This is a genomic window from Spirosoma spitsbergense DSM 19989, from assembly GCF_000374085.1.
GTDB lineage: Bacteria > Bacteroidota > Bacteroidia > Cytophagales > Spirosomataceae > Spirosoma > Spirosoma spitsbergense.
Map to the genome: position 1 here is coordinate 59,919 of NZ_KB893542.1, position 18,644 is coordinate 78,562.

The window sequence follows — 18,644 nt, forward strand, 5'->3', positions numbered from 1 at the left end:
TAGAATAAGAAAGAACAAAGCAAGGTGCTGATATTCAGAAGATTAGTGCTTGCTTGGAAAAGTGACGAATTTAGAACGGAAACCTTTGCGTCTCTTAAACTCTCTTAGTCTCTCTTAACCAAGCGAGGTAAAAAATGAGGGACCGACTTTGTTTATTAGTCCTCATCACCGTACCAAAAAATACGGGCGTAGTACATTGTGAATCAATCACCTTAAACTTCATATGACTTTCACTATCGAAGGCCAATTACTGGGAACCCTAATGAACACGCTGGCAGAAGCCACCAGCGAACTGGCCAGAACACGGCAGGCACTGGAACAGGCACGGGAAAGCCAGCTATTAAATGAAGATGAAGCCTGTGCCTATTTAAAGCGGGATGCCGAAACGCTGAGGTATTACCGGACACTGGGCCTGGACAGCTTTAAAAAAGGCCAGTACCGATGGTACATGAAAAGTGAAATAGACAACTGGCTGGCATCAGGGAAAGTAACAAGGAAGAAAAAAACAAAGCCCTGACTTATGCCAGGGCTTCACGCTGTTGAGGGTTCTTAACCGTTCATGGATTCACTGCGAAGCCTGTTAATATGTTGCCACTGTTCCGAAAGTCTTACTAGAAATCCGGTTAACTGGTTTGCACTGAACATCCGGTTTAAATCAGCCTGGGTAACGGTGTGTTGCTTTGTTGGCTCGTGATCCGCTTCGGGGTCAAGTCCTGCTGAATGGTTTACAGAATCCATTAGTAAGCCATTAACCAGATCAACCGGGCCGGATGTACCAGCTTCCATTAGAAAGTTACTCACAAGCCGGTAAAGTGACTGATATTCCCGGTCAAGGTTGGCGGCTGGCTGCTCTGTTGCCTGGGTAACGGATTGACCTAAGCTTTGCGCCCGTTGTACTGCGGTGGTTGCGTGGTCTGTTTGACCTGCGTAGTTTTGCTCGGTGTTCATTTGATTGTAGAATTTTAAGTGTAACACTGGCCCCTTTGCTACTTCCGCCAAGTCCTAGCATTGGGGTTTTCCTGCTTCTTATTGATAGGCCAATATTACACAAACTTTGTATATATACAAAGAAAGTATATGAACTATTTGAAAAAAGTAGTGATGTCAACATTTAGTGCATCCGCTACTTTCTGTAAGGTTTCAATCGTGAGGTTCTGATTACCGCTTTCGTACAAACTAACCGTTGATTCTGCAACGCCTAACTTCTCTCCCAGTTGCTTAAGGGTCATACCCTGTGCTTTTCTGGCATCACGAATCTGCTGGCTTACTTTCTGCTTAATTTCTGACATGGTAATAGCGGTTATAAAAGTGAACTGATACTTTTTAGACTTAGTACCTATACAAAGTCACGTATACGCTTTACCGTTCAATAGGGAGGTGGAGTGACGAACAGATTATGATTTACTGTCCAATGTGTAGCAGAACGCGCAACAATTGCTTGGGATGAGAGTGGATTAGATTGGATACTGGCAAGATTTGATTTGTAGCATTCATCAAGAAATCAAAGATAATACAGGAGAGACATGAACGTAAATTGATTACGTTCTAGAATTGATAAAATATTAATAGTGAGAAGCTATTTTCAAATGAATGTATGTCTTGCGCGCGCGCGTATTTTATATATACTATACTTTTTATTATAAAACAAGTATAACGATGAAAATATTTTTCATAAGAGGGTAATCGTATGTGAAAAGTGCAAAAGAGAAGAACGTAAAAAGGTATTTTAGCCCAAATAATCCTAAAAAATAAATGTTGTATTGTATCAAACTGTTAATAAATATTATCGTTTATTTGAATGTATACATACTTTTTTTGTACCAGACTTTATGTATTACGTGCAAAAACTACATATATGGTTGAGGAAATAGAGGATACTATACAGAGGGTTACTAAGGAAAACGATAGTGCTAATCAAGCATTGAGCAGTCCCGAAAAAGGCTGTGATGAGTACTTAGATCGCGCCAATGAGCAGATGCGTAGGTTTGAAGAAATTACTTCGCACCTACGGGTATTAAACGAGAATACAATTATCGCATTCAACAACAATCAGGATGAGGCTTATGGACTTTTACCAGCCATGAGGACTCTACTTGAAGCGTGTAATCGTAACTTAGTTTCTCTTGGCGAAAGTGAGCTTAAAGATGCAATGTTATCTACAGTTGAAAGATTTCAAGACGAGGCAAGCCAGTTGCAGGAGAATATTGATGACTTTATTCTTATTCATGACAAAATGCCTCTTGATGCCGAATTACAATCACTCTTAAGCCAGTTATAAGCTTGGTTGTATCCTCTACCTCAACGTTTCGAAATTCATTAAAAAAGCTTAGTCGAAGATATAAAAACCACTACGGTTCATGTCCAAATGACATTTGCAATGAACTTAATGGATCAACGATAGAGCATTTGTCTCAAAAACCCAATACTAGACTTTGCGGAGCCGGGCAATATTCAATATTGAAGATACGTATTGCTAACTCATCTGCTAGTATTGGCCAATCAGGTGGTTTTCGGCTGATTGCAGCAGCCAATAATGAAGCTGGCGAAATAGTCGCGCTATACATATATCCCAAGCGCGGGCCTAAAGGGATTGGTGATATAAGTGATTCTTATCGAAACGAGTTGATTAAAGAATTCATAAAGGAGAGAAACGATAAAAAATTGATAGTGCTGGATGTTCTTAATGAGTTGAGTGAAATAGTTCATTAACTTTTTAGACTTAGACTGCTAGGGCTTCTCTCTGTTGAGGTTCCCTTTTATACAGCGATCAAAACAGCCGTTGCAGGTTGGCCGGATCGGTAAGGGCCAAACCGGTTGAGGTAAAAATAATTGTCGTTTACATCAAGGCTGCCAATACGAACTTTCTGCAGCCGAATAGGTAAGGAAAGTTTCAGGCTGGCAACGTCGGCAGGTTGCAGGTAGATTGAGGTATTCAGCATTTTTGGTTTCCTCAACACTCGCTGCAGTGCTTTGAAATAGCGGTCAATTAGTGGCTGCTCATTTTGGCCGAATACCGGAGAAAAAGCCAGACTGAATGCGTTGGCATCCGTTCGGATACCGGCCGGACGTTTGGCAAACCAGCAACCGGTTAATGTTATGGGTACGGCTACCACATCACCACTGGCTGAAAGTGTTTCGGTTTGTACCGTTGCAACCTTTGCAGGCTCCATCAGGATAAGCCTTGGGGCTGCATCCATCTTATTGATGGTCTTGTTTTCCCCTGTTCCACTTAACGACCTGGTAAGAATCTGTATCGGGTTGCCATATCCACCAATAACGCTACCTGATTCGATACAGGCCATAAACGGCAACTCAAATAAGGTGGCTTCTTTGGGACTGGTGAGGGCGGGACTGGTAAGGATTCCATCAGCATAACCAATGTTAGCCTTTTGATCGTGTTCCTTCCATTTGCAAAGGTTGGCTTTCCCGTATCCCTCAAACTGTACAACAATTTCCGGCTCTGTGCTTTCATCAATTTTGGTTGACCAATCAGAAGCCAGTGGAATGTTATCGATTACCGTATCCAGTGGAACGAGTTCAACCGTCTTGCGCCGTTCATCGACTTCATAAGTACCCTGCATCATTTTGGCTAGGGTCAATGCCAGATCACTACAGGATACATCAGGCAGGTTAGGCGCAACCGGCCAAATGTCCCCAAGCCGTACAGTAGCATCAGGCACGAATGAAGCCCAAACTTCACCACTGGCAAGACTGAAATAATACGAATAGTCTGCCAGGGTGGTACGGCTGTTCCCTGTTAGCCGTAAGGTTAGTTCATCACCTGGCTGGCAGTCTATGGCTTCATCAATCTGCAATGATTCGGGTGTGTCCAACTTATCTGAATAACCGGCTACACTGTAGTAATCTTCTGCAATGGGTTGGCCGTTGCGTTCAAGAATCAATCTTACTTCTGCTGCGCCAAACTTGGTAATACTGGTAAACAGAATTTGGGCCTGTACATTTACCCTCATCCTGTTCAGGCAGACGTAAGCGTATCTGTCCGTTTTGAACGGCTTTAGCTTTCCCTGGGTGAAGTCATCCAACGGTAAGTTATCCACTGCCAGGGGTAACACTACGTTGATCGGGCTGCCGTTCTTTAGTATTATGCTGTTGGTGGTTCCATCGGCTGTAACGCGTGCTGTACGGTCGTCAATCCACTGTTGATCGTGTGCCTTTGGGTCACTGCCTACAAACGGCACTGCCAGTTGCAGGAATAGCGGATCCGTTAGCCAGTCCCCTATTGGTGTGTAACCTGCTTCTGCACACATTTGACCAATCAGGGTCTTTGCGTAAACAGCCGGACACGTAGTATCATAGGGAACAGTACCACTGGCATCTATTCCCCCGTAATCAATCAGGGGGTAAACTACTCCCTCACTGCTACCGGCTATTTCGTTGATGTGTTCCAGTGTCCAGGGGTGGTCTAATCGGGAAAGGTTGAGGGCGGTTAGTGGTTTGTCTGCAATGGCATCGAAAAAACCTATCAGACTATCTAACAGGTTTACTTTCCAGCCTGCCTGAAAACTGACAAATTCAGCGATTCCCGAAAAGATTACTTCACCCTCATCAATAACTTTGGCGGGTAGTTGCCTGTACTCATTCAATCCGGCCGCGTCAACCTGCTCCCCTCCCTGCATCAGATCGCGCATGGTTAGACTATCGGGTAGGGTGAAGGTATTGGAATAGCTGGCTGTTCTGGCATCCGGTTTCGTGAGGTCGTTACCCTGGTAGGTCAACGAAAAATCTACTTCACTAACAAAGGTATCTTTTAGGTATAATCCGTCTTGCATGATCTTGGTGTTGTGTTTATGGGTGAATATTAACGACTGAAATAGCTCGTATTTTTCCGGATTGGGCGGGTAATTCTTGGTCCGCTCATTGGGGTAGTGTATTTGGTATAGACTGCACTACGAACAGCATCTAGTGCGTGATTGTAAGCATCAATGGGTGTATTGGTGGCTACTCCACCAGCCATTATCCATTGGTAGTTGCGAATTTCACGGCGAAGGTTGAGACTCCGTTTGGTATAGTGTACACGGTATTCATTCAATTTTTGTATTCCGGCATTGATTGACCCTGGTCCTTTTGTACAGGCTTTGATATTGAGACCTGCAAGCTGTTCACCACTACTTAGGATGGTCCCGTGCCGGATTTCTTCAATGCTCTTCGGTTCAGCATTATCGGCAATCACTTCTTCATACCGACTTACTTTAGCCAGGTATGCCCGTTGTAAAATAGCCGGATTCGTTAAGCCTGTTTCATAGATCAATTCATCTAAATACAGATCCCGGCCATTGATACCAATTCGAATCAGAGTGGTTGGATCATTGGAATAGCCAAAGTCCATCCCGGCAAACTGTACATCACAAGCGGGAAACTCATCTACTTCAATCCAGTCAGGAAATACCATTGCATCCGTTGAGGGGCGAGGGTCTTGCTGGTAAAGGCTGTTGAAGGTGAGTGGGCTATTTTGCTGAATAGCTTGTAGCCGTTCCAGGGAATGACGTTCCGGCCACAAAGCAGCTCCTACTGGACGTTGGTCATAAGGTACTATGTCCGCCGTTTTGAGAGCCGCAAAACTAACAACCTCCCAACCACTGGGATTGTCTACGGATCGGTATCCATCACGTTCCAGAAAACGGCCAGCCGGATCATCTTCATCCCATCGCGTAGTGACGTATAATAGTTGACTGTCATTATGAAAGCGGGTCTCCACTACATCAACAATCCAGTTCCAGGCGTTTTCACGAATGGTCAGGGATTGGGCTTCTAAGCGGTCTTTCAGTAAATCATCCAAGATGGCTACATCAACCGGATCGCCCGTTAATGGTCCCTGTCTACCTACTGACTTCAGGGAGCCATCATAACCTACTAGATCAAACTGTTCGGTTGTTCGGGCAACGGCTTCATCTCTAGCACTGGCCAGCCGAACAGCGGGGAATAGAACCTGGTACCGTGGGCTAGTCAATCGCTGCTGAATTTCCCGGTTAAACTTCTTGGCCTTCGATGCTGCATAGCTTAGTACGGCTATACGTAGATTCGGATTCAGGCCAAACAGGTAAGGGGGAAAGGACCGGGTAGCCACTTCACTTTTCCCGTTTTGGGGTGGCATGAACACCATCAGTTTTTTAATCTCTTTCCGGGCGAAGCGTTGTAGCCGTTCACAGATCACGCCATGAAACCAGGTCATTTGGTAATCAGGTTTTATCTGTTGAACGAAACGGCTAAAGTCACGCCGGGCTAATTCCCTACAGACCTGCTCTAATCGGATTTTGTCAGGGCTGATTGGTATCACGGTTCACTTTTGTTTGTAATTCGCTCAATAGCAGATTCAATTGTTCATCGCTGAGGTGACTGAGGTCATTGGTTTCAATCTTACCCGAATGAGCTACCTCTACCTTATCCCGCCATTTGGCTGGCTGTCTATTCTTCAGCCAGTTCAAAGCAGCCCCAGGGTCCGGTGGAATCAGCTTCGTTACTTCCTTTGTCACAGTCAATTCATTAGCAATGAGTTCACGGGTCACTTCCGTAAATTCAATGCCTACAGCGCGTTTATAGAAGCCTTCAGCTACATTGGCATCAGCAATTTTTTTCCCTTCTTGAACTGACCGTAAAAAATCAGGATATTTGATTTTCCAGTTGTCAATGGTCTTGGCTGATACGCCAAACGAAGTAGCTAACTCTTCATCGGTGGCTCCCTCAAGCAGGCAAAATTTACGTGCTTCTTCAGCATATTCGGGCTTATACTTTGTTGGTGCCCCTCGTTTTGATTTCTGTTCCATCTTCTTTTTCTGACATTAGAAAGTACTGCTTACTGTGGAGGCATAAACCCTAGTCTGAAATGGAGTATTCCTTCATCACTGGCATACTCATTATTGTAGTGACTAATCAGATTTGCGGCATGAGCAAAAGCATCATAGAGCATATAGAATGAACTGTAGGGCTTTGGCTGTTGGATTGTGGCTAAGTGTGCATCTCGCTGCGCATCTGACAAGGCTGATAACTTTTTGATTTCCGGTAGGTGTTTGTTTAATCCTTCCAGGTTCAGGACTGCATAGCCAAAGCCCGAATCATAACCATGTGAATGATAGTATTCATATTCACAAGTCATTTCGCCTAAGCTGTTCCAAACGGCTTTGGGGGAGTTAAACGCTTCATCATTTAACGTTACATCAATAGTCAGTACATTCAAATCCGTACTAGCTGCAAACTGCTGGTGAAAGACGGTTGCGATTACCGTATAAGCATTAGGTATCTGAGTACGGTCGTATTCAACCAGTTTGATAATAACATCTACTCCTTCATGCGCTTCTTTCTTAGCTACCACTAGCGCGGCATATTGAAAAGCTGCTTGCCGGGCCGTAAACAGGAACGGGTCAGGGCTAAACGTGCGTTGCGGCTGTTGTCTGCCGGTTAACAACTCTTTTACTTCTACTAGGTATGCGGGTAATGCAGGCTTATCATTCATTGGTTTATTGAGATTTGATTAGTGACAATTGATTAAGACACATTCATTTGCAAGATGCGTTGGGCCTTCTGTATGAGCCGTTCCACGTCTATGCCTATATTCACACCGTTGCCGTTCTGAAAATCCTGCCAGGGCGGTTTATGACTTCCGGCTTTGGCTCGTCTGTCTAGCACCTCGACTACGATTAAGGCCAGGCTGATTAATTCGTGGTTTACTTTTTCCATGATCGGGTCTAGTTTTGATAATGTAGCCGTTTTCCCGTTTCAGGATCGTACCATCTTTTGCAGTTATGGAATCGGGTGTAAGCTTCACTTCCTGTAGCCCCCATCGTGTACTCCGGAAGGTGATGTTATCGCCACAGTGATCATTTCGATGGCCGTCAGGAAAGCCGTGTTTATGGCTCTGAGCGCAAAAGGGGCAAGGCTCTGTTTGATTCGTTGTTCCCTTTCGAAACAGCACTGCTACCGGATTTGCCAGGTATATTTCGTAGTGCTCGCACGTGGGTAATTTTGGGGCCTTTCTCATAAAGAATTTGTTTTGTGTAATTTCAGTTTGATTATTTTGCTTTAGGAGTGTCCTCACTTTTCTTGTTGTCCCTGGGTTGTCCCTACTTTTATTCTACTTAACAGGGACAGTTAACTTATTGACTATTAAACAGTTAATCTGACATGTCCCTACATCCCTACATTCATCGGCTTTTTCAAACTTTGTACATATAGTGTATATATGATTACCATATGTATAGTATATGACTACCCTGTTACTCTTGTAATATATCCTTATTAAAAAAAGTAGGGTAAGTAGGGACAGAGGGTATAAGTAGTTGATTCATTGCTGCTTATCTGTCCCCCCTTGCCTTTAAAAAACAGGGGACACAAGTAGGGACAAGCCTATAAGCAGGGACAGCTACACTTCAAAAATTACATCGTAGCCGTATAAACGTTTGCTGTCATCACCTCGGTAGCGTTTCTTTTCGTAACCAAGTGCGGCCAATTCGCGGCCTACCATCGTTTCAGATAGTTTTCGGCCATTAGCTTTGTTTTCCAGATAGAGCATGATTTTAGTGGTGCTTAGTCGTTGCATATCTTCACCTCCTGCACCGCTTGGCATTCGGATATACTCAGTGATCAGATTATGCTCTAGTGAGTAATCTTCAAAACCCCTCACCTCATTAGCAATCCGTTCTATGTCGTTTTTAGTCAAGTGATGGCGTTCACCATCCGTGTAAGCATGGTATGCCTCCATCAGCAAGTCAACCTTATCAATAGCGTTGTAGGCTATGTAATCAATAGACTTAATATTGATTGCTACAATCTTGCGGTTATTATCAGGGTCGCTGATAATCTGAGTTGGGTTTGATGTCCCGCACATCAGAGCCAACCGGCGACGCTTTACCATCGACTTACCATAGGGTTCCCGTAAGGTGAATTGATCAATAGATGCATACCCCTTAAGAGTTTCGGGATCTTTCACGGTCTTACCTTTCCACTCGTCATTGAACGTGATAATGTTCTCTGACATTAATAGATCCGTATCCTTACTAATCGGCCAGGTTGTTTCAGCAAAGTAGCGTTTGAGTTCAGGAGGTAATAGGCGACGAAACCACTCTGTTTTCCCCGTGCCCTTTTTGCCAGTCAGCACGAGGACCAGCGGACAATGTTCATCATAGATTGCTGATATCATGCCTAGTAGCCATTTGCGAATAATGAACTCAGCATAATCGGGGAAGGATGAATTATCTTCAAAACCACTACTGGTTTCTATCGTGGCAGCAAGAGCTTTGATTACGCCTACTGGCTTACGTTTTTTGTTCTCCTGAAAGAAGTTTTTTAGTGGATTATACGTGGGTGTAAATGATGAATGAATCAATTTATTCACCATTTTATCACTTATTTTTTCGCCCAATATCTTTACGGCATGTACCCATATCCCGTTGAAGTCTTCGTCAATAAATCCACGCCCTGCCTCATTTTCAATGTATCGGGAAATTTCATTCCGCCGCATCGGGTATTCTTGCTTCAGAAACAGTTCAAGCTGATCGAACAGCGTTTCTTCAATGTCGAACGCTTCAGGGCTGGCATAAACCTGTTCAACAATGGGCCTGGCTTCTTCTTCCGTGTAGGCAGTCATTTTTAGAATGCCCTTCAGTGCTTCATCAGCATCACGGATTTTGTTCTTTTTTGCCATAGCTGCCAGGCTTACCACTTCCTTTGTGGCTGGTGTCATTATGTCAATGCCTGCCAGCTTACAGTAATAGTAAAAGGTGCTTATCGTGATCCGCTGTGGCCTGGTGGCTGTCAGGTAATTGAACTTCTTATCAACTTCATCAGGATCATAATTTTGATTATACTGGCTGATCTGTTGGAACAGCCCCCGTGCCCCTTCACCATAGGCACTGATTAACGCCCATCCTACTTTGTACCATTCCGAATACCCCGGTGCAATATCCACAGCCCTGGCATCAATCTGTTCAATGATGTGGCTGATGTTGGTATCAGAATCAATGTACTTTTTGAATGGCTTTTCAGCTTTGGCTTCCTTCCGTGGGTATTTGGCAAACAGCCTGGCTTTAGGATTATAGTACGCTTCTGGATCATGGGTGATGTAACGAAGTCGGTTTATGTTGCTGCTGGATGGATCAAACTGCTTTCCTACCAGGCCATATTTGGTGATCAGATAATCAGCTATGCCGTTGAAACTTTCTAAAAAACGGCCACTGTCTATTTTGAATACTACGCACAGCCCACGGCCACCAATGGATTTAAACACGGCCACCACGTAAGGATCCTGTGCCAGTTGAAACCTGATGGCTTCCGTTCGTTCATTCAGCACATCCAGATCAGCAGCCAGCAGGCCCGATGGATCCCGTAAGTTTTCCGCTTTCTTTTCCCCATCGAAGGTGCCACCGATGATCACACAGGCAGACTGCGCTTTCCGCTTGTCATATTCCGCTTTATCATCCACGGCTTCACGCACCCATAAGCAATGCTTTTTCCATTCAGGGCCAGTTCTTACCGCGTTAATAAATTCAGTAAAGGAAAGATCAACACCCTCTGTGCTGTTCCGTTTCTTATAGTAGCCTATCAGGGTAGTGTCAATGGTCTTTATCATGGCGTAGGCTAATTAACAGGTGATACGGGTCTGGTAGTCAATGTTATTCAAATAATCAGCCTATCATTGTGCCTCGCTTTTGCCGAGCTGCTGCCATAACCTCAGACCGCAAATACCTCACTTGGTTGCCTATGCGTCGGGGGTTAAGAATACCGGGCGTTGGTTTAGACCACTGCCAGATTGTAACTTTTGATACTTTAAGTATTTTGGCAGTTTCTTCAGGAGTAAGTAATTCATCGGCTTCCATGGCCTGAGTAACTTGGGGAGGGTTCTGCTTTAGTGCAATACTGGCCGCTTCAATCATCATTATCCGCAATTGATCGGCTGGCATCAATATCATTTCCATGTTTCGCATTGTTTAAATTTGAACATGGACAAAGGTCATTAGGTAGGCTTAAGTTTTAAAGGGTGTCAGTGTAAACGAAGGCACGTCTTTTTCACTTCTGAATCAAATAGGATTTAGGGCAAGTAAGTAATCTATCAAAACAAGAAGCCACTACAAGTAGTGGCTTCGATTGTTGTTGAGTGGGCAGTTTACGGTATTTGTTACGCGTTATCAGCTTGCAATAGTAAACGGTGTACCCTGTAACTGTTTCTGCCAGTGTAAGGCAATGATTTTAGCGTGCTGTTCCTCATCCAGTTTGATGTATCGCATAAACGCTTTCTCTGTACGGTGGCCAGTGATCCTCATAATGGTAATGGCAGGTACACCCAACAAATACATATTGGTAGCGAATGACCTACGGGCGGTGTGAGTAGTAACCATCTGCCATTTTTCCAGTGAGCGAATAATACGCACACCACCTTTTGTAATGCCTTTACCTTCATGGCTAGTCATTCCGGCCAACTGGCATACTTCTTTCAGGTAGTCATTCATCTTCTGGTTACTGATAGACTGTGGCAAGTGGCCACTGTATTTATCCAGCAAGGCCGTAACAATCGGGTGGCAGGGTACAACTACCTTACCCATCGTTTTATGTTGCTCCATCCGTATCAGGCCATCTTTGATGTGTTCCGGCCGTATAGCGGTGAAATCAGAGAAACGAAGGCCGGTATAACATCCGACTAGAAAAAGGTCTCTGACACGTTCTAACCGGGGCTGTTTGGATAGATCGAAAGTATATAGCCTTTGTAGTTCCGGTTCTGTCAGATAGATACTGTCGGCATCTTCTTTCAGCACTTTAAAACGGCTGCTCTTATAGTCAAGGTTAGTATTTATCCCTTTGGCCGTTGCTTCATTCAGGAACACTTTCAATGCCTGAACGTACTTACCTACTGTGTTCACGGCTAAACCCTCCTTTTTAGTCAGGTAGGCAGTAAAGGCATCATAGAATTCCAAGTTGATAGCTTCAAAGTCTAACCTGCCTTTGTAGGTGGTGGCGAACTCTCTAAGCACTCTAACGGTGGTGTTATACTTCTGGACAGTTCGAGGGTTGATATGCTTACCTGATTCAATATTGACACGCTGCGGGGCTGTTTCTATAAAGTGATCAATGAAGGCAAGGAAAGAACCATCATTATTTACGGCTGGCTTTACTTCTGGCTTCAGGTAAGCATCTATCCGTTCCCGGGCTGCCTCAACGGTTAGGCTGCGTTTTGACTTCAGATCACTGACAATAAACTTTACAGCATCTTCCAGGCCATCAAGAAAGTTGTTTGTAGCATCTTTCTCCGTGGCATCGACCACATTCTTTACCCGACTGGTTTTAGTGTTCCAGTGAGACGGTATGACCTTATGACCGGTCCCTACGTTAATACGGGTATTGCTGAACCGAACGATACAGTTAATGGGCGTAGCCTTGTTTGCTTTTGGGTCACGAAGTAGGTAGGTAACGGGTGAATCTGTGGAGCGTGCCATACACTATGTTTGTTTATTCCGTACAACAAATATAAGGGTGTGTACGGATTGGTGTACGGAATGGCTTAATCAATCCTAAAAACGCATATTTAAAAATCAGCTAATTAGCGTAATTTCTTAATTATTATTTCTGATATTCAATTAGTTAGCCGTTAGATAAAATTAAGTTGGATTAATCTGGATTAGCTAGGTTACAGCCCTTCTCGGGCTACAATAAAAAGGCTCCGTTGATTAATCAACGGAGCCTTTTTATTGTCACTATAGCAAATCACTGAGATATAGCCTGTTCCTGCTCTTCTACCTGCTGATTACGAACTTGCTGACCAATGGGTACGTAGTCCACTTCGCAGGGATAACCGAATAGGCAATTGGCCTTTATTTGCTCAGACACCCGATCTGGAACCATCTGTTCCCAACCGTCTTCTCCTTTTTGAATCATCTCAAGCACACCATCCGTTGAGATGTGCAGATTCTGCTCGTTAAAGTCGGTGATATCCTCAATCTTATCATTCCGAACCAGGTACTGAAACAAGGGTTCCAGAGTAGGGGGCAGTTTGAATTCGTTGCAGGTATAAATAGCTCCCTCTTTCAGCGTTGGATAGACGAACAACTTTACTTTCCGGCTAAACAATGTGGCAAATGATTCAAGAATTCCACCCAGCAGAAACTCGTAGTGGCTCTCCTCGAAAATGTATTCCAGGTTGGGGATACCAATAACCAACCCAATTTTTAGCCGGGTTAGCCGGGCCAGATAAGCGACAAGCTTATAATATTCCAGGTAATTGGAAATCATTACGGTCTGCCCCATCGAACACAGAATATCGACTCTATCCAGAAAATCCTTCTCATCGATTCCCTGCTCGTTTGCTTTTAGATTATGGAGAGTTAACTCGGCCATGGATAGTACCCTGCCTTCGTCTACGTCAGGTTCTGCATTGAACTGCTTTAAGCCGTTCTCGATCATATCCATCTGAACATTCGTAACTGGACGCAAACGTCCGCGCATAACCAGAATGTGCTTTTTATACAGGGCTTCAGAGGGTTGTAATACTTGCCCGTCGGCTCCAAACAGGGCGGCATCAGTAAAGCCGTTCTTAACCAGGTGCAAACTCATAAGCCGATTGTCTACATCCGCAAAATCGGGGCCTTTGAAGCGAATCATATCAATCTGAATGCGCTCCGGGGCGAGGTCATCCATGAGCGACAGTACCAGCGTTTCGGGCGATTTAGCGTAGAAATAACACCCGTAAATTAGGTTTACGCCGATAACGCCTAATGCCTGTTGCTGTAGAACATTCTCATTATCGAGCATCCGGACGTGAATAATTACGTCATTAAAGCCAGCCTGTGGGTTTAACTGAAAGCGGCAGCCAATCCAGCCATGTGCTTCATTCGTCTTTTGGTAATTAAGGGCAACAACGGTATTGGCAAATGAAAAAAACGTAGTGTCAGGACCACGTTTTTCGGCTAATCGTTTCTCTAACAGCTTATACTCTTTACTAAGCATTTTTACTAGCCGCGACTCAACTACGTACCGGCCGCTTTCTTCCACGCCGTAAATGGAGTCACTAAACGTCATGTCGTAGGCTGACATGGTTTTGGCTATTGTTCCGGATGAACCGCCTGCCTTAAAAAACATAGCGGCTGTTTCCTGACCCGCCCCGATCTCGGCAAAAGAGCCATAAATACGTCGGTCAAGGTTGATACGTAACGCTTTTTGTTTGGTACCTACATTCTTTTCATACATAGTGCTGGCAACTTGTTAAGGCTAAAGTTACAGTATAAAACGCCAAAAGCAGCCTTTAAGGCCGCTTTTGGACTAAAATAATACAATTTTAACGTTGTCTATTAAAAGGGCTTACCGCTAATAAACATATTACCCCCGCCAGCTTTGCTGTCAATGGATGAAAATAAACTTGGCTGGGTAACCTCCGTAGAGGTTGCACGACGTGCCATACGTGTACCGGATATTTGGAAGATAGCCTCGCTCAGCATGACTTCTGTTACGTCACCGAAAGCTTTCATGCCGTACGATGGCTCTTTTACTTCTATCGTTGGGGTAAAACCACCGGCATAATCCGTAAAGCCCTGTGCGTTGGCCGATTTGAACGTAATGGGCTGCATTCCCCATTTTATTTTACCACTGGCATCAGAGATCGTAATGGAACCAACGTTTTTGCCAACGGTGGTTGTACCAATGGTGTTAACTGTCATGAAAGGCCGTAGGCCATTGATAATCAATTCGCTGGCAGATGCCGTACTGCTCGTGGTAAGAACATAAACACGGCTTAAATTGCCGCCAATATTAGTTGCCTTGGGTACAAAGTTTTTGGTATTCCAACCTACGCCGTAGTCTTTGTTATAGGCCGCCGTTACGGTGCTGTTCCACTTTTGGGTATAGAATACTTTGGAGGCATCAATATTCCGGCCAATTAAACTGGCCAGATTGGTGGCTGAACTGACGTACCCCCCCCGGTTGTAGCGTAGATCGAGCACCAGCTCATTAACGCCCTTCTGTTTAAACTTGCCAAAGATATTGTCCAGCTTAAGATCGTACGTATTGCTGGTAGTGCCGTCTGTCTTCAAAGCACCCGGAATAAACTGGTTGTAGACGACATAACCAATCGTTTTGCCGCCAATGGTATACGTGGTATCAAGCAAAACCGGGTCTTGCTGAAAAACCAGCGCGGTAACCTGCTTCGTCTGCGTATTATCGGTCAATGTACCGTTTACAAGGCTGGCAAAACCAAACGTGTAGCTATCGGTATTGCTCTGAAGTAAATCCTGATAATTCGTACCGGTCAAAGACTGCCCATTTACTTTTGATATGATGTCCCCCCGTTTGATACTGGCTATTGCGGCTGGCGAACCCGGCAAGACGTAAATAACAGAGGCTACAACGCCCGTTTGTGTATTGTCCCGATAGTATAGTTTGTATTCCATACCGGTTGTTTTCGACTGGCCGCTTAATGAAGCCTTCAAATCGTCGGCGCTTGGCTGAATCCAGGAAAAACGGTCGCGGTCGGAATTAGCGGTGTTGTTCCGGTCATAGAGCAACGATAGGAAGTATTGATCGGGCGTTAATGTTTTGTCCGTACTAGCCGGGATTTTATCCGTCCAGAAGTAATTGTATTTCATATTGGAAAGAATCCAATCGTTTACCTCGCTGGTTGTGGCTACACCCGTTGAAGAAGTTACGGGCATTACGCCATCAGTTGTCTCTTTGCAGGAAGACAGAAACAGGGGACTACCGACTGCGATAATCAGGGCCAGGCGTCCAAAAATACTTGTTTTCATGTAAGTTTATTGATGTGTCGATGTATGCTCACTAATAACGTGCTAATCAGTAAAATAATTTATTGATTAGCCACTATTTCAATCGGTAAAACGACGCAGGAGTCGGTTTAAAAGAAGGCATCTTCAATATGTTTTATTCGTAGTTCATTACCCGCTATAGTTACGGCTATAATGTCGAATCGGATGTCGTGGAGCCAATCGGTCGCGAAAATATAGTGCTCGGCCGCCTTCATAACCAGTTTCGCTTTTGTGTAGGAAACAAACTCTTCGGGGTTCCCGAAACTGAGGTTGGTTCGGGTTTTTACTTCGGCAAACACCAATAGCTTTCCCTTTTTGGCAATCAAGTCAATTTCGGCATGCTGGTAGCGGTAATTCCGGGCCATGATTTCGTAGCCCTGCTCGCGCAGATATCGGGTTGCTTCTGCTTCGCCCTGCTTTCCGGTCTCGTTGTGTTGCGCCATTTTTTCGCTCTAAGGTTACAAATAACGCCAATCCGAACGAAACTTACCGGCCTGTTTGTTAGTACAGGAACGGAAGGCTTTCACTTCCAGGATGTGATGAACAGGCGTATTAATAAACAGGTTGGCATTAGAGAATTAGGATTGATCGAGTACCAGTCTGCCTGGGATGAGCAGGAACGCCTGTTTGCTACAATCGTTGACAAGAAACTGCTGAACCGCTCCCGTACAGACGAGGAGCAGCAACCCACCCCAAACTATTTATTGTTTTGCGAGCACCCTCCCGTTTACACGATGGGTACGAGCGGCCACGCCGAAAATCTGTTGATGGATGAAGACAGACTGGCCACTGAACTCGGAGCAACGCTCTTCAAAATCCGGCGCGGGGGCGATATTACCTATCATGGCCCTGGTCAGTTGGTGGGGTATCCAATTTTGGATTTGGATAATTTTTTTACCGACATTCATCGGTACATGCGGTTATTGGAAGAAAGCATTATTCTGACGCTGGCAGACTACGGACTTGCAGCGGGCCGGATAGATGGATTAACGGGTGTATGGCTGGGAAACGATGCTGAGGGGAATGCCCGTAAAATTTGTGCGATGGGTGTGAAAGCCAGCCGTTGGGTAACCATGCACGGTTTTGCCTTGAATGTGAATACAAATCTGCGTTATTTTGACCATATTGTCCCCTGTGGCATTACCGACAAGGCAGTTACCTCGATGGCTGTTGAGTTGGGTTACGAAGTGCCTCTGAATGAGGTATCCCACCATGTTCAGCGACACATGGCCAACCTATTTGATATGGAAATTGACGGGATGAATGGGTAGGAAAGTAAGAATGACTAGTATTGGCTTATTGACAATACGGCTTTCTGTTCATTTCGCATTGACGGTTTGTAATGAAAAAAGACATTAACTTCTTGCCCGTTGAGGGAGTACAAATAGTAATTGCCCGAAAAAACAATGAAATCGGTGATTACGATTGGCATGTTTTCTTAATCAATCAGAATAACGTGCCCATAAAAACTGTATTCGTTACGTCGAAAGGATACGGGCAGAAAAACGAAGAAGAGCAGAAGACCTCTACGTTGCGTCATTTTTTCGTTGAGGTTCAGCCGGGGGCGCATGAAGTGGTTGAAACCATCATGCCCGACGTTTTTCATCTCAACAATGAGTACTGGGTGAGTTACTTTATTGACGAGCAGATTTTTGATAAGAAATTCATCTTCGTGCCTGATAGTATTACCGAGCAGCATCTTGTGAAAATTCCAGCTCTGGGTTTAGAGGGAATCTTGCACGAATGACCGTTTAAATCCTATGCCCCAACCCATCACCTGGAAACGTCGGCTTAAAAACCTGTTGTTTATTGACATCAAAACGGTGGCAGGTGAGCCATCGCTCCTGTCGGTAGAACCCCGCCTGCAGCGGCAGTGGGAAGAAAAAAGTCGCTACTTCAAAGGTGATGACGATCTCTCGGCTGCCAGTTGGTACGACCGGCGGGCATCGTTCTTCGCCGAGTTTGGCAAGATTATTTGCATTGGGGTAGGGGGCTTATTCTTTGACGATACGGATCAGCCGCACCTGAAAGTCAAACTGATTAGTTACGATGATGAAGTGGCCCTGCTTCAGGAATTTGTGACCATCATCAACCGATACCCACCCGGCGAACTTACCCTGTGTGCGCACAACGGCAAGGAGTTTGACTTTCCATATCTCTGCCGCCGATTGATGGTAAATGGGTTGCCATTGCCACATGCGTTGCAGATATCGGGTAAGAAACCCTGGGAAATTCCACATAAGGACACCCTTGAGCAGTGGCAGTTTGGCGACAAACGTCATTTTGTGCCGCTCGATTTGCTGGCGGCTGTACTAAACATACCAACCCGCCCCCTCGAATGGACCGGCGACCGCACCAGCGAAGTGTATTATCGCGAGCACGATTGGTCACGCATTGAGCAGTACGCCCGCGATTCGATGGTGATGCTGGCCCAGGTTTATTTGAAAATGGTGGGTGCCCCGCTCGTGGCCGACGAGCATATTGTATTAAGTGATTGATAAGGAGAATGTAAAATGAATAATGTAGAATGAATAATAGTGAGGTGTTAATTGCTGACAAAATTATTCATTGTTCATTCTACATTAGAGTTGGTGTAAGTTGACTTTCAGTCAGTTAGGGTCTTTTAGGGANCCCGCCGATTTGAACCTAAGTTACTCATTCATGCTTAGCTACCAACATATTTGTAATGACCGCCAGTGGAAAGCGACTACCGGCTTGACCAGTCAGCAGTTTCACTTGCTGGCTTACCATTTTGGCGAATCCTATGAGTTTATTCATGGACTCTCCATCAACGAGTTAGCCGATAATATTGAGGTAGAACTCAAGCTAGCTACTTACCCGGACTGCCTGTTTTTCATCCTGTTTCAGCTGAAAAATGGCTTATCCTACGAT

20 protein-coding genes are annotated in these 18,644 nt (G+C 44.8%); 7 read left to right on the forward strand and 13 right to left on the reverse strand.

Translation table 11 applies throughout. The annotated features are described in order from the left end of the window. Positions 1 to 223: 223 nt before the first annotated feature. The gene (locus tag B157_RS0114370; RefSeq protein WP_020603997.1) at positions 224 to 517 is read left to right on the forward strand and encodes a hypothetical protein; all 294 of its coding nucleotides are present in this window, start codon (positions 224 to 226) and stop codon (positions 515 to 517) included. Between the two features lie 32 nt (positions 518 to 549). Here B157_RS0114370 and B157_RS0114375 read toward each other — a convergent pair whose 3' ends face one another. Beyond that, on the reverse strand, positions 550 to 948 hold the full coding sequence (locus B157_RS0114375; protein ID WP_020603998.1) for a hypothetical protein: 399 nt from the start codon (positions 946 to 948) through the stop codon (positions 550 to 552). Between the two features lie 134 nt (positions 949 to 1,082). Continuing rightward, positions 1,083 to 1,289 carry a helix-turn-helix domain-containing protein gene (locus B157_RS0114380; protein WP_020603999.1) on the reverse strand — a complete coding sequence of 69 codons (207 nt, stop codon included), beginning with the start codon at positions 1,287 to 1,289 and terminating at the stop codon, positions 1,083 to 1,085. Between the two features lie 566 nt (positions 1,290 to 1,855). Here B157_RS0114380 and B157_RS0114385 point away from each other — a divergent pair. Both B157_RS0114385 and B157_RS0114390 read left to right on the forward strand, forming a co-directional pair. Then, positions 1,856 to 2,278 (forward strand): hypothetical protein, encoded by a 423-nt coding sequence (locus tag B157_RS0114385; RefSeq protein WP_020604000.1) that lies wholly within the window; start codon positions 1,856 to 1,858, stop codon positions 2,276 to 2,278. A 128-nt stretch (positions 2,279 to 2,406) separates the two neighbouring features. Beyond that, entirely contained in the window at positions 2,407 to 2,709 is a 303-nt protein-coding gene (locus B157_RS0114390; protein WP_157618446.1) for a hypothetical protein, read from the forward strand. Between the two features lie 47 nt (positions 2,710 to 2,756). Here the strand turns inward: B157_RS0114390 and B157_RS0114395 are convergent, their stop codons facing one another. The 11 genes from B157_RS0114395 to B157_RS0114445 form a co-directional block, all read right to left on the reverse strand. Then, positions 2,757 to 4,790 carry a hypothetical protein gene (locus B157_RS0114395; protein WP_020604002.1) on the reverse strand — a complete coding sequence of 678 codons (2,034 nt, stop codon included), beginning with the start codon at positions 4,788 to 4,790 and terminating at the stop codon, positions 2,757 to 2,759. A gap of 29 nt (positions 4,791 to 4,819) precedes the next feature. After that, entirely contained in the window at positions 4,820 to 6,190 is a 1,371-nt protein-coding gene (locus B157_RS36865; protein WP_020604003.1) for a terminase large subunit, read from the reverse strand. Positions 6,191 to 6,275: 85 nt separating this feature from the next. After that, the gene (locus tag B157_RS0114405) at positions 6,276 to 6,782 is read right to left on the reverse strand and encodes a transposase (RefSeq protein WP_020604004.1); all 507 of its coding nucleotides are present in this window, start codon (positions 6,780 to 6,782) and stop codon (positions 6,276 to 6,278) included. Positions 6,783 to 6,811: 29 nt separating this feature from the next. Then, positions 6,812 to 7,468 carry a hypothetical protein gene (locus B157_RS0114410; protein WP_020604005.1) on the reverse strand — a complete coding sequence of 219 codons (657 nt, stop codon included), beginning with the start codon at positions 7,466 to 7,468 and terminating at the stop codon, positions 6,812 to 6,814. Between the two features lie 32 nt (positions 7,469 to 7,500). Next, positions 7,501 to 7,692, reverse strand: a complete 192-nt coding sequence (locus B157_RS0114415) for a hypothetical protein (RefSeq protein WP_020604006.1) — start codon at positions 7,690 to 7,692, stop codon at positions 7,501 to 7,503. 682 nt (positions 7,693 to 8,374) lie between these two features. Then, complete coding sequence (locus B157_RS0114420) at positions 8,375 to 10,579, reverse strand: VapE domain-containing protein (RefSeq protein ID WP_020604007.1); 2,205 nt, start codon at positions 10,577 to 10,579, stop codon at positions 8,375 to 8,377. Positions 10,580 to 10,634: 55 nt separating this feature from the next. Continuing rightward, positions 10,635 to 10,925, reverse strand: coding sequence for a helix-turn-helix domain-containing protein (locus B157_RS35420; RefSeq protein ID WP_020604008.1), 291 nt, complete (start codon positions 10,923 to 10,925; stop codon positions 10,635 to 10,637). Positions 10,926 to 11,135: 210 nt separating this feature from the next. Beyond that, entirely contained in the window at positions 11,136 to 12,437 is a 1,302-nt protein-coding gene (locus tag B157_RS0114430; protein ID WP_020604009.1) for a site-specific integrase, read from the reverse strand. 268 nt (positions 12,438 to 12,705) lie between these two features. Beyond that, positions 12,706 to 14,184: a hypothetical protein gene (locus B157_RS0114435; RefSeq protein WP_020604010.1), complete on the reverse strand. Its 1,479-nt coding sequence runs from the start codon at positions 14,182 to 14,184 to the stop codon at positions 12,706 to 12,708. 101 nt (positions 14,185 to 14,285) lie between these two features. After that, a complete protein-coding gene (locus B157_RS0114440) occupies positions 14,286 to 15,734 on the reverse strand; it encodes a S41 family peptidase (protein ID WP_020604011.1) in 1,449 nt (482 codons plus the stop codon). Positions 15,735 to 15,841: 107 nt separating this feature from the next. Next, complete coding sequence (locus B157_RS0114445; protein WP_020604012.1) at positions 15,842 to 16,195, reverse strand: YraN family protein; 354 nt, start codon at positions 16,193 to 16,195, stop codon at positions 15,842 to 15,844. A 96-nt stretch (positions 16,196 to 16,291) separates the two neighbouring features. On the opposite strand from B157_RS0114445, the gene lipB reads away from it, so the two are divergent. The 4 genes from lipB to B157_RS0114465 all read left to right on the forward strand — a co-directional run. Then, the gene (gene lipB / locus B157_RS0114450) at positions 16,292 to 17,023 is read left to right on the forward strand and encodes a lipoyl(octanoyl) transferase LipB (RefSeq protein ID WP_041952115.1); all 732 of its coding nucleotides are present in this window, start codon (positions 16,292 to 16,294) and stop codon (positions 17,021 to 17,023) included. 71 nt (positions 17,024 to 17,094) lie between these two features. Next, entirely contained in the window at positions 17,095 to 17,499 is a 405-nt protein-coding gene (locus tag B157_RS0114455; protein WP_020604014.1) for a hypothetical protein, read from the forward strand. Between the two features lie 13 nt (positions 17,500 to 17,512). Further along, positions 17,513 to 18,250, forward strand: a complete 738-nt coding sequence (locus tag B157_RS0114460; RefSeq protein ID WP_020604015.1) for a 3'-5' exonuclease — start codon at positions 17,513 to 17,515, stop codon at positions 18,248 to 18,250. 163 nt (positions 18,251 to 18,413) lie between these two features. Further along, the coding region (locus B157_RS0114465) for a hypothetical protein (RefSeq protein ID WP_026308703.1) at positions 18,414 to 18,644 on the forward strand (231 nt) is incomplete at its 3' end.

Coding starts and splice junctions, on each gene's coding strand:
- B157_RS35420 (WP_020604008.1), bottom strand. CDS start 10,925: ATGGAAATGATATTGATGCCAGCCGATCAATTGCGGATAATGATGATT.
- B157_RS0114415 (WP_020604006.1), bottom strand. CDS start 7,692: ATGGAAAAAGTAAACCACGAATTAATCAGCCTGGCCTTAATCGTAGTC.
- B157_RS0114370 (WP_020603997.1), top strand. CDS start 224: ATGACTTTCACTATCGAAGGCCAATTACTGGGAACCCTAATGAACACG.
- B157_RS36865 (WP_020604003.1), bottom strand. CDS start 6,190: ATGACCTGGTTTCATGGCGTGATCTGTGAACGGCTACAACGCTTCGCC.
- B157_RS0114410 (WP_020604005.1), bottom strand. CDS start 7,468: ATGAATGATAAGCCTGCATTACCCGCATACCTAGTAGAAGTAAAAGAG.
- lipB (WP_041952115.1), top strand. CDS start 16,292: ATGAACAGGCGTATTAATAAACAGGTTGGCATTAGAGAATTAGGATTG.
- B157_RS0114405 (WP_020604004.1), bottom strand. CDS start 6,782: ATGGAACAGAAATCAAAACGAGGGGCACCAACAAAGTATAAGCCCGAA.
- B157_RS0114395 (WP_020604002.1), bottom strand. CDS start 4,790: ATGCAAGACGGATTATACCTAAAAGATACCTTTGTTAGTGAAGTAGAT.
- B157_RS0114440 (WP_020604011.1), bottom strand. CDS start 15,734: ATGAAAACAAGTATTTTTGGACGCCTGGCCCTGATTATCGCAGTCGGT.
- B157_RS0114420 (WP_020604007.1), bottom strand. CDS start 10,579: ATGATAAAGACCATTGACACTACCCTGATAGGCTACTATAAGAAACGG.
- B157_RS0114430 (WP_020604009.1), bottom strand. CDS start 12,437: ATGGCACGCTCCACAGATTCACCCGTTACCTACCTACTTCGTGACCCA.
- B157_RS0114380 (WP_020603999.1), bottom strand. CDS start 1,289: ATGTCAGAAATTAAGCAGAAAGTAAGCCAGCAGATTCGTGATGCCAGA.
- B157_RS0114435 (WP_020604010.1), bottom strand. CDS start 14,184: ATGTATGAAAAGAATGTAGGTACCAAACAAAAAGCGTTACGTATCAAC.
- B157_RS0114445 (WP_020604012.1), bottom strand. CDS start 16,195: ATGGCGCAACACAACGAGACCGGAAAGCAGGGCGAAGCAGAAGCAACC.
- B157_RS0114385 (WP_020604000.1), top strand. CDS start 1,856: ATGGTTGAGGAAATAGAGGATACTATACAGAGGGTTACTAAGGAAAAC.
- B157_RS0114375 (WP_020603998.1), bottom strand. CDS start 948: ATGAACACCGAGCAAAACTACGCAGGTCAAACAGACCACGCAACCACC.
- B157_RS0114455 (WP_020604014.1), top strand. CDS start 17,095: ATGAAAAAAGACATTAACTTCTTGCCCGTTGAGGGAGTACAAATAGTA.
- B157_RS0114460 (WP_020604015.1), top strand. CDS start 17,513: ATGCCCCAACCCATCACCTGGAAACGTCGGCTTAAAAACCTGTTGTTT.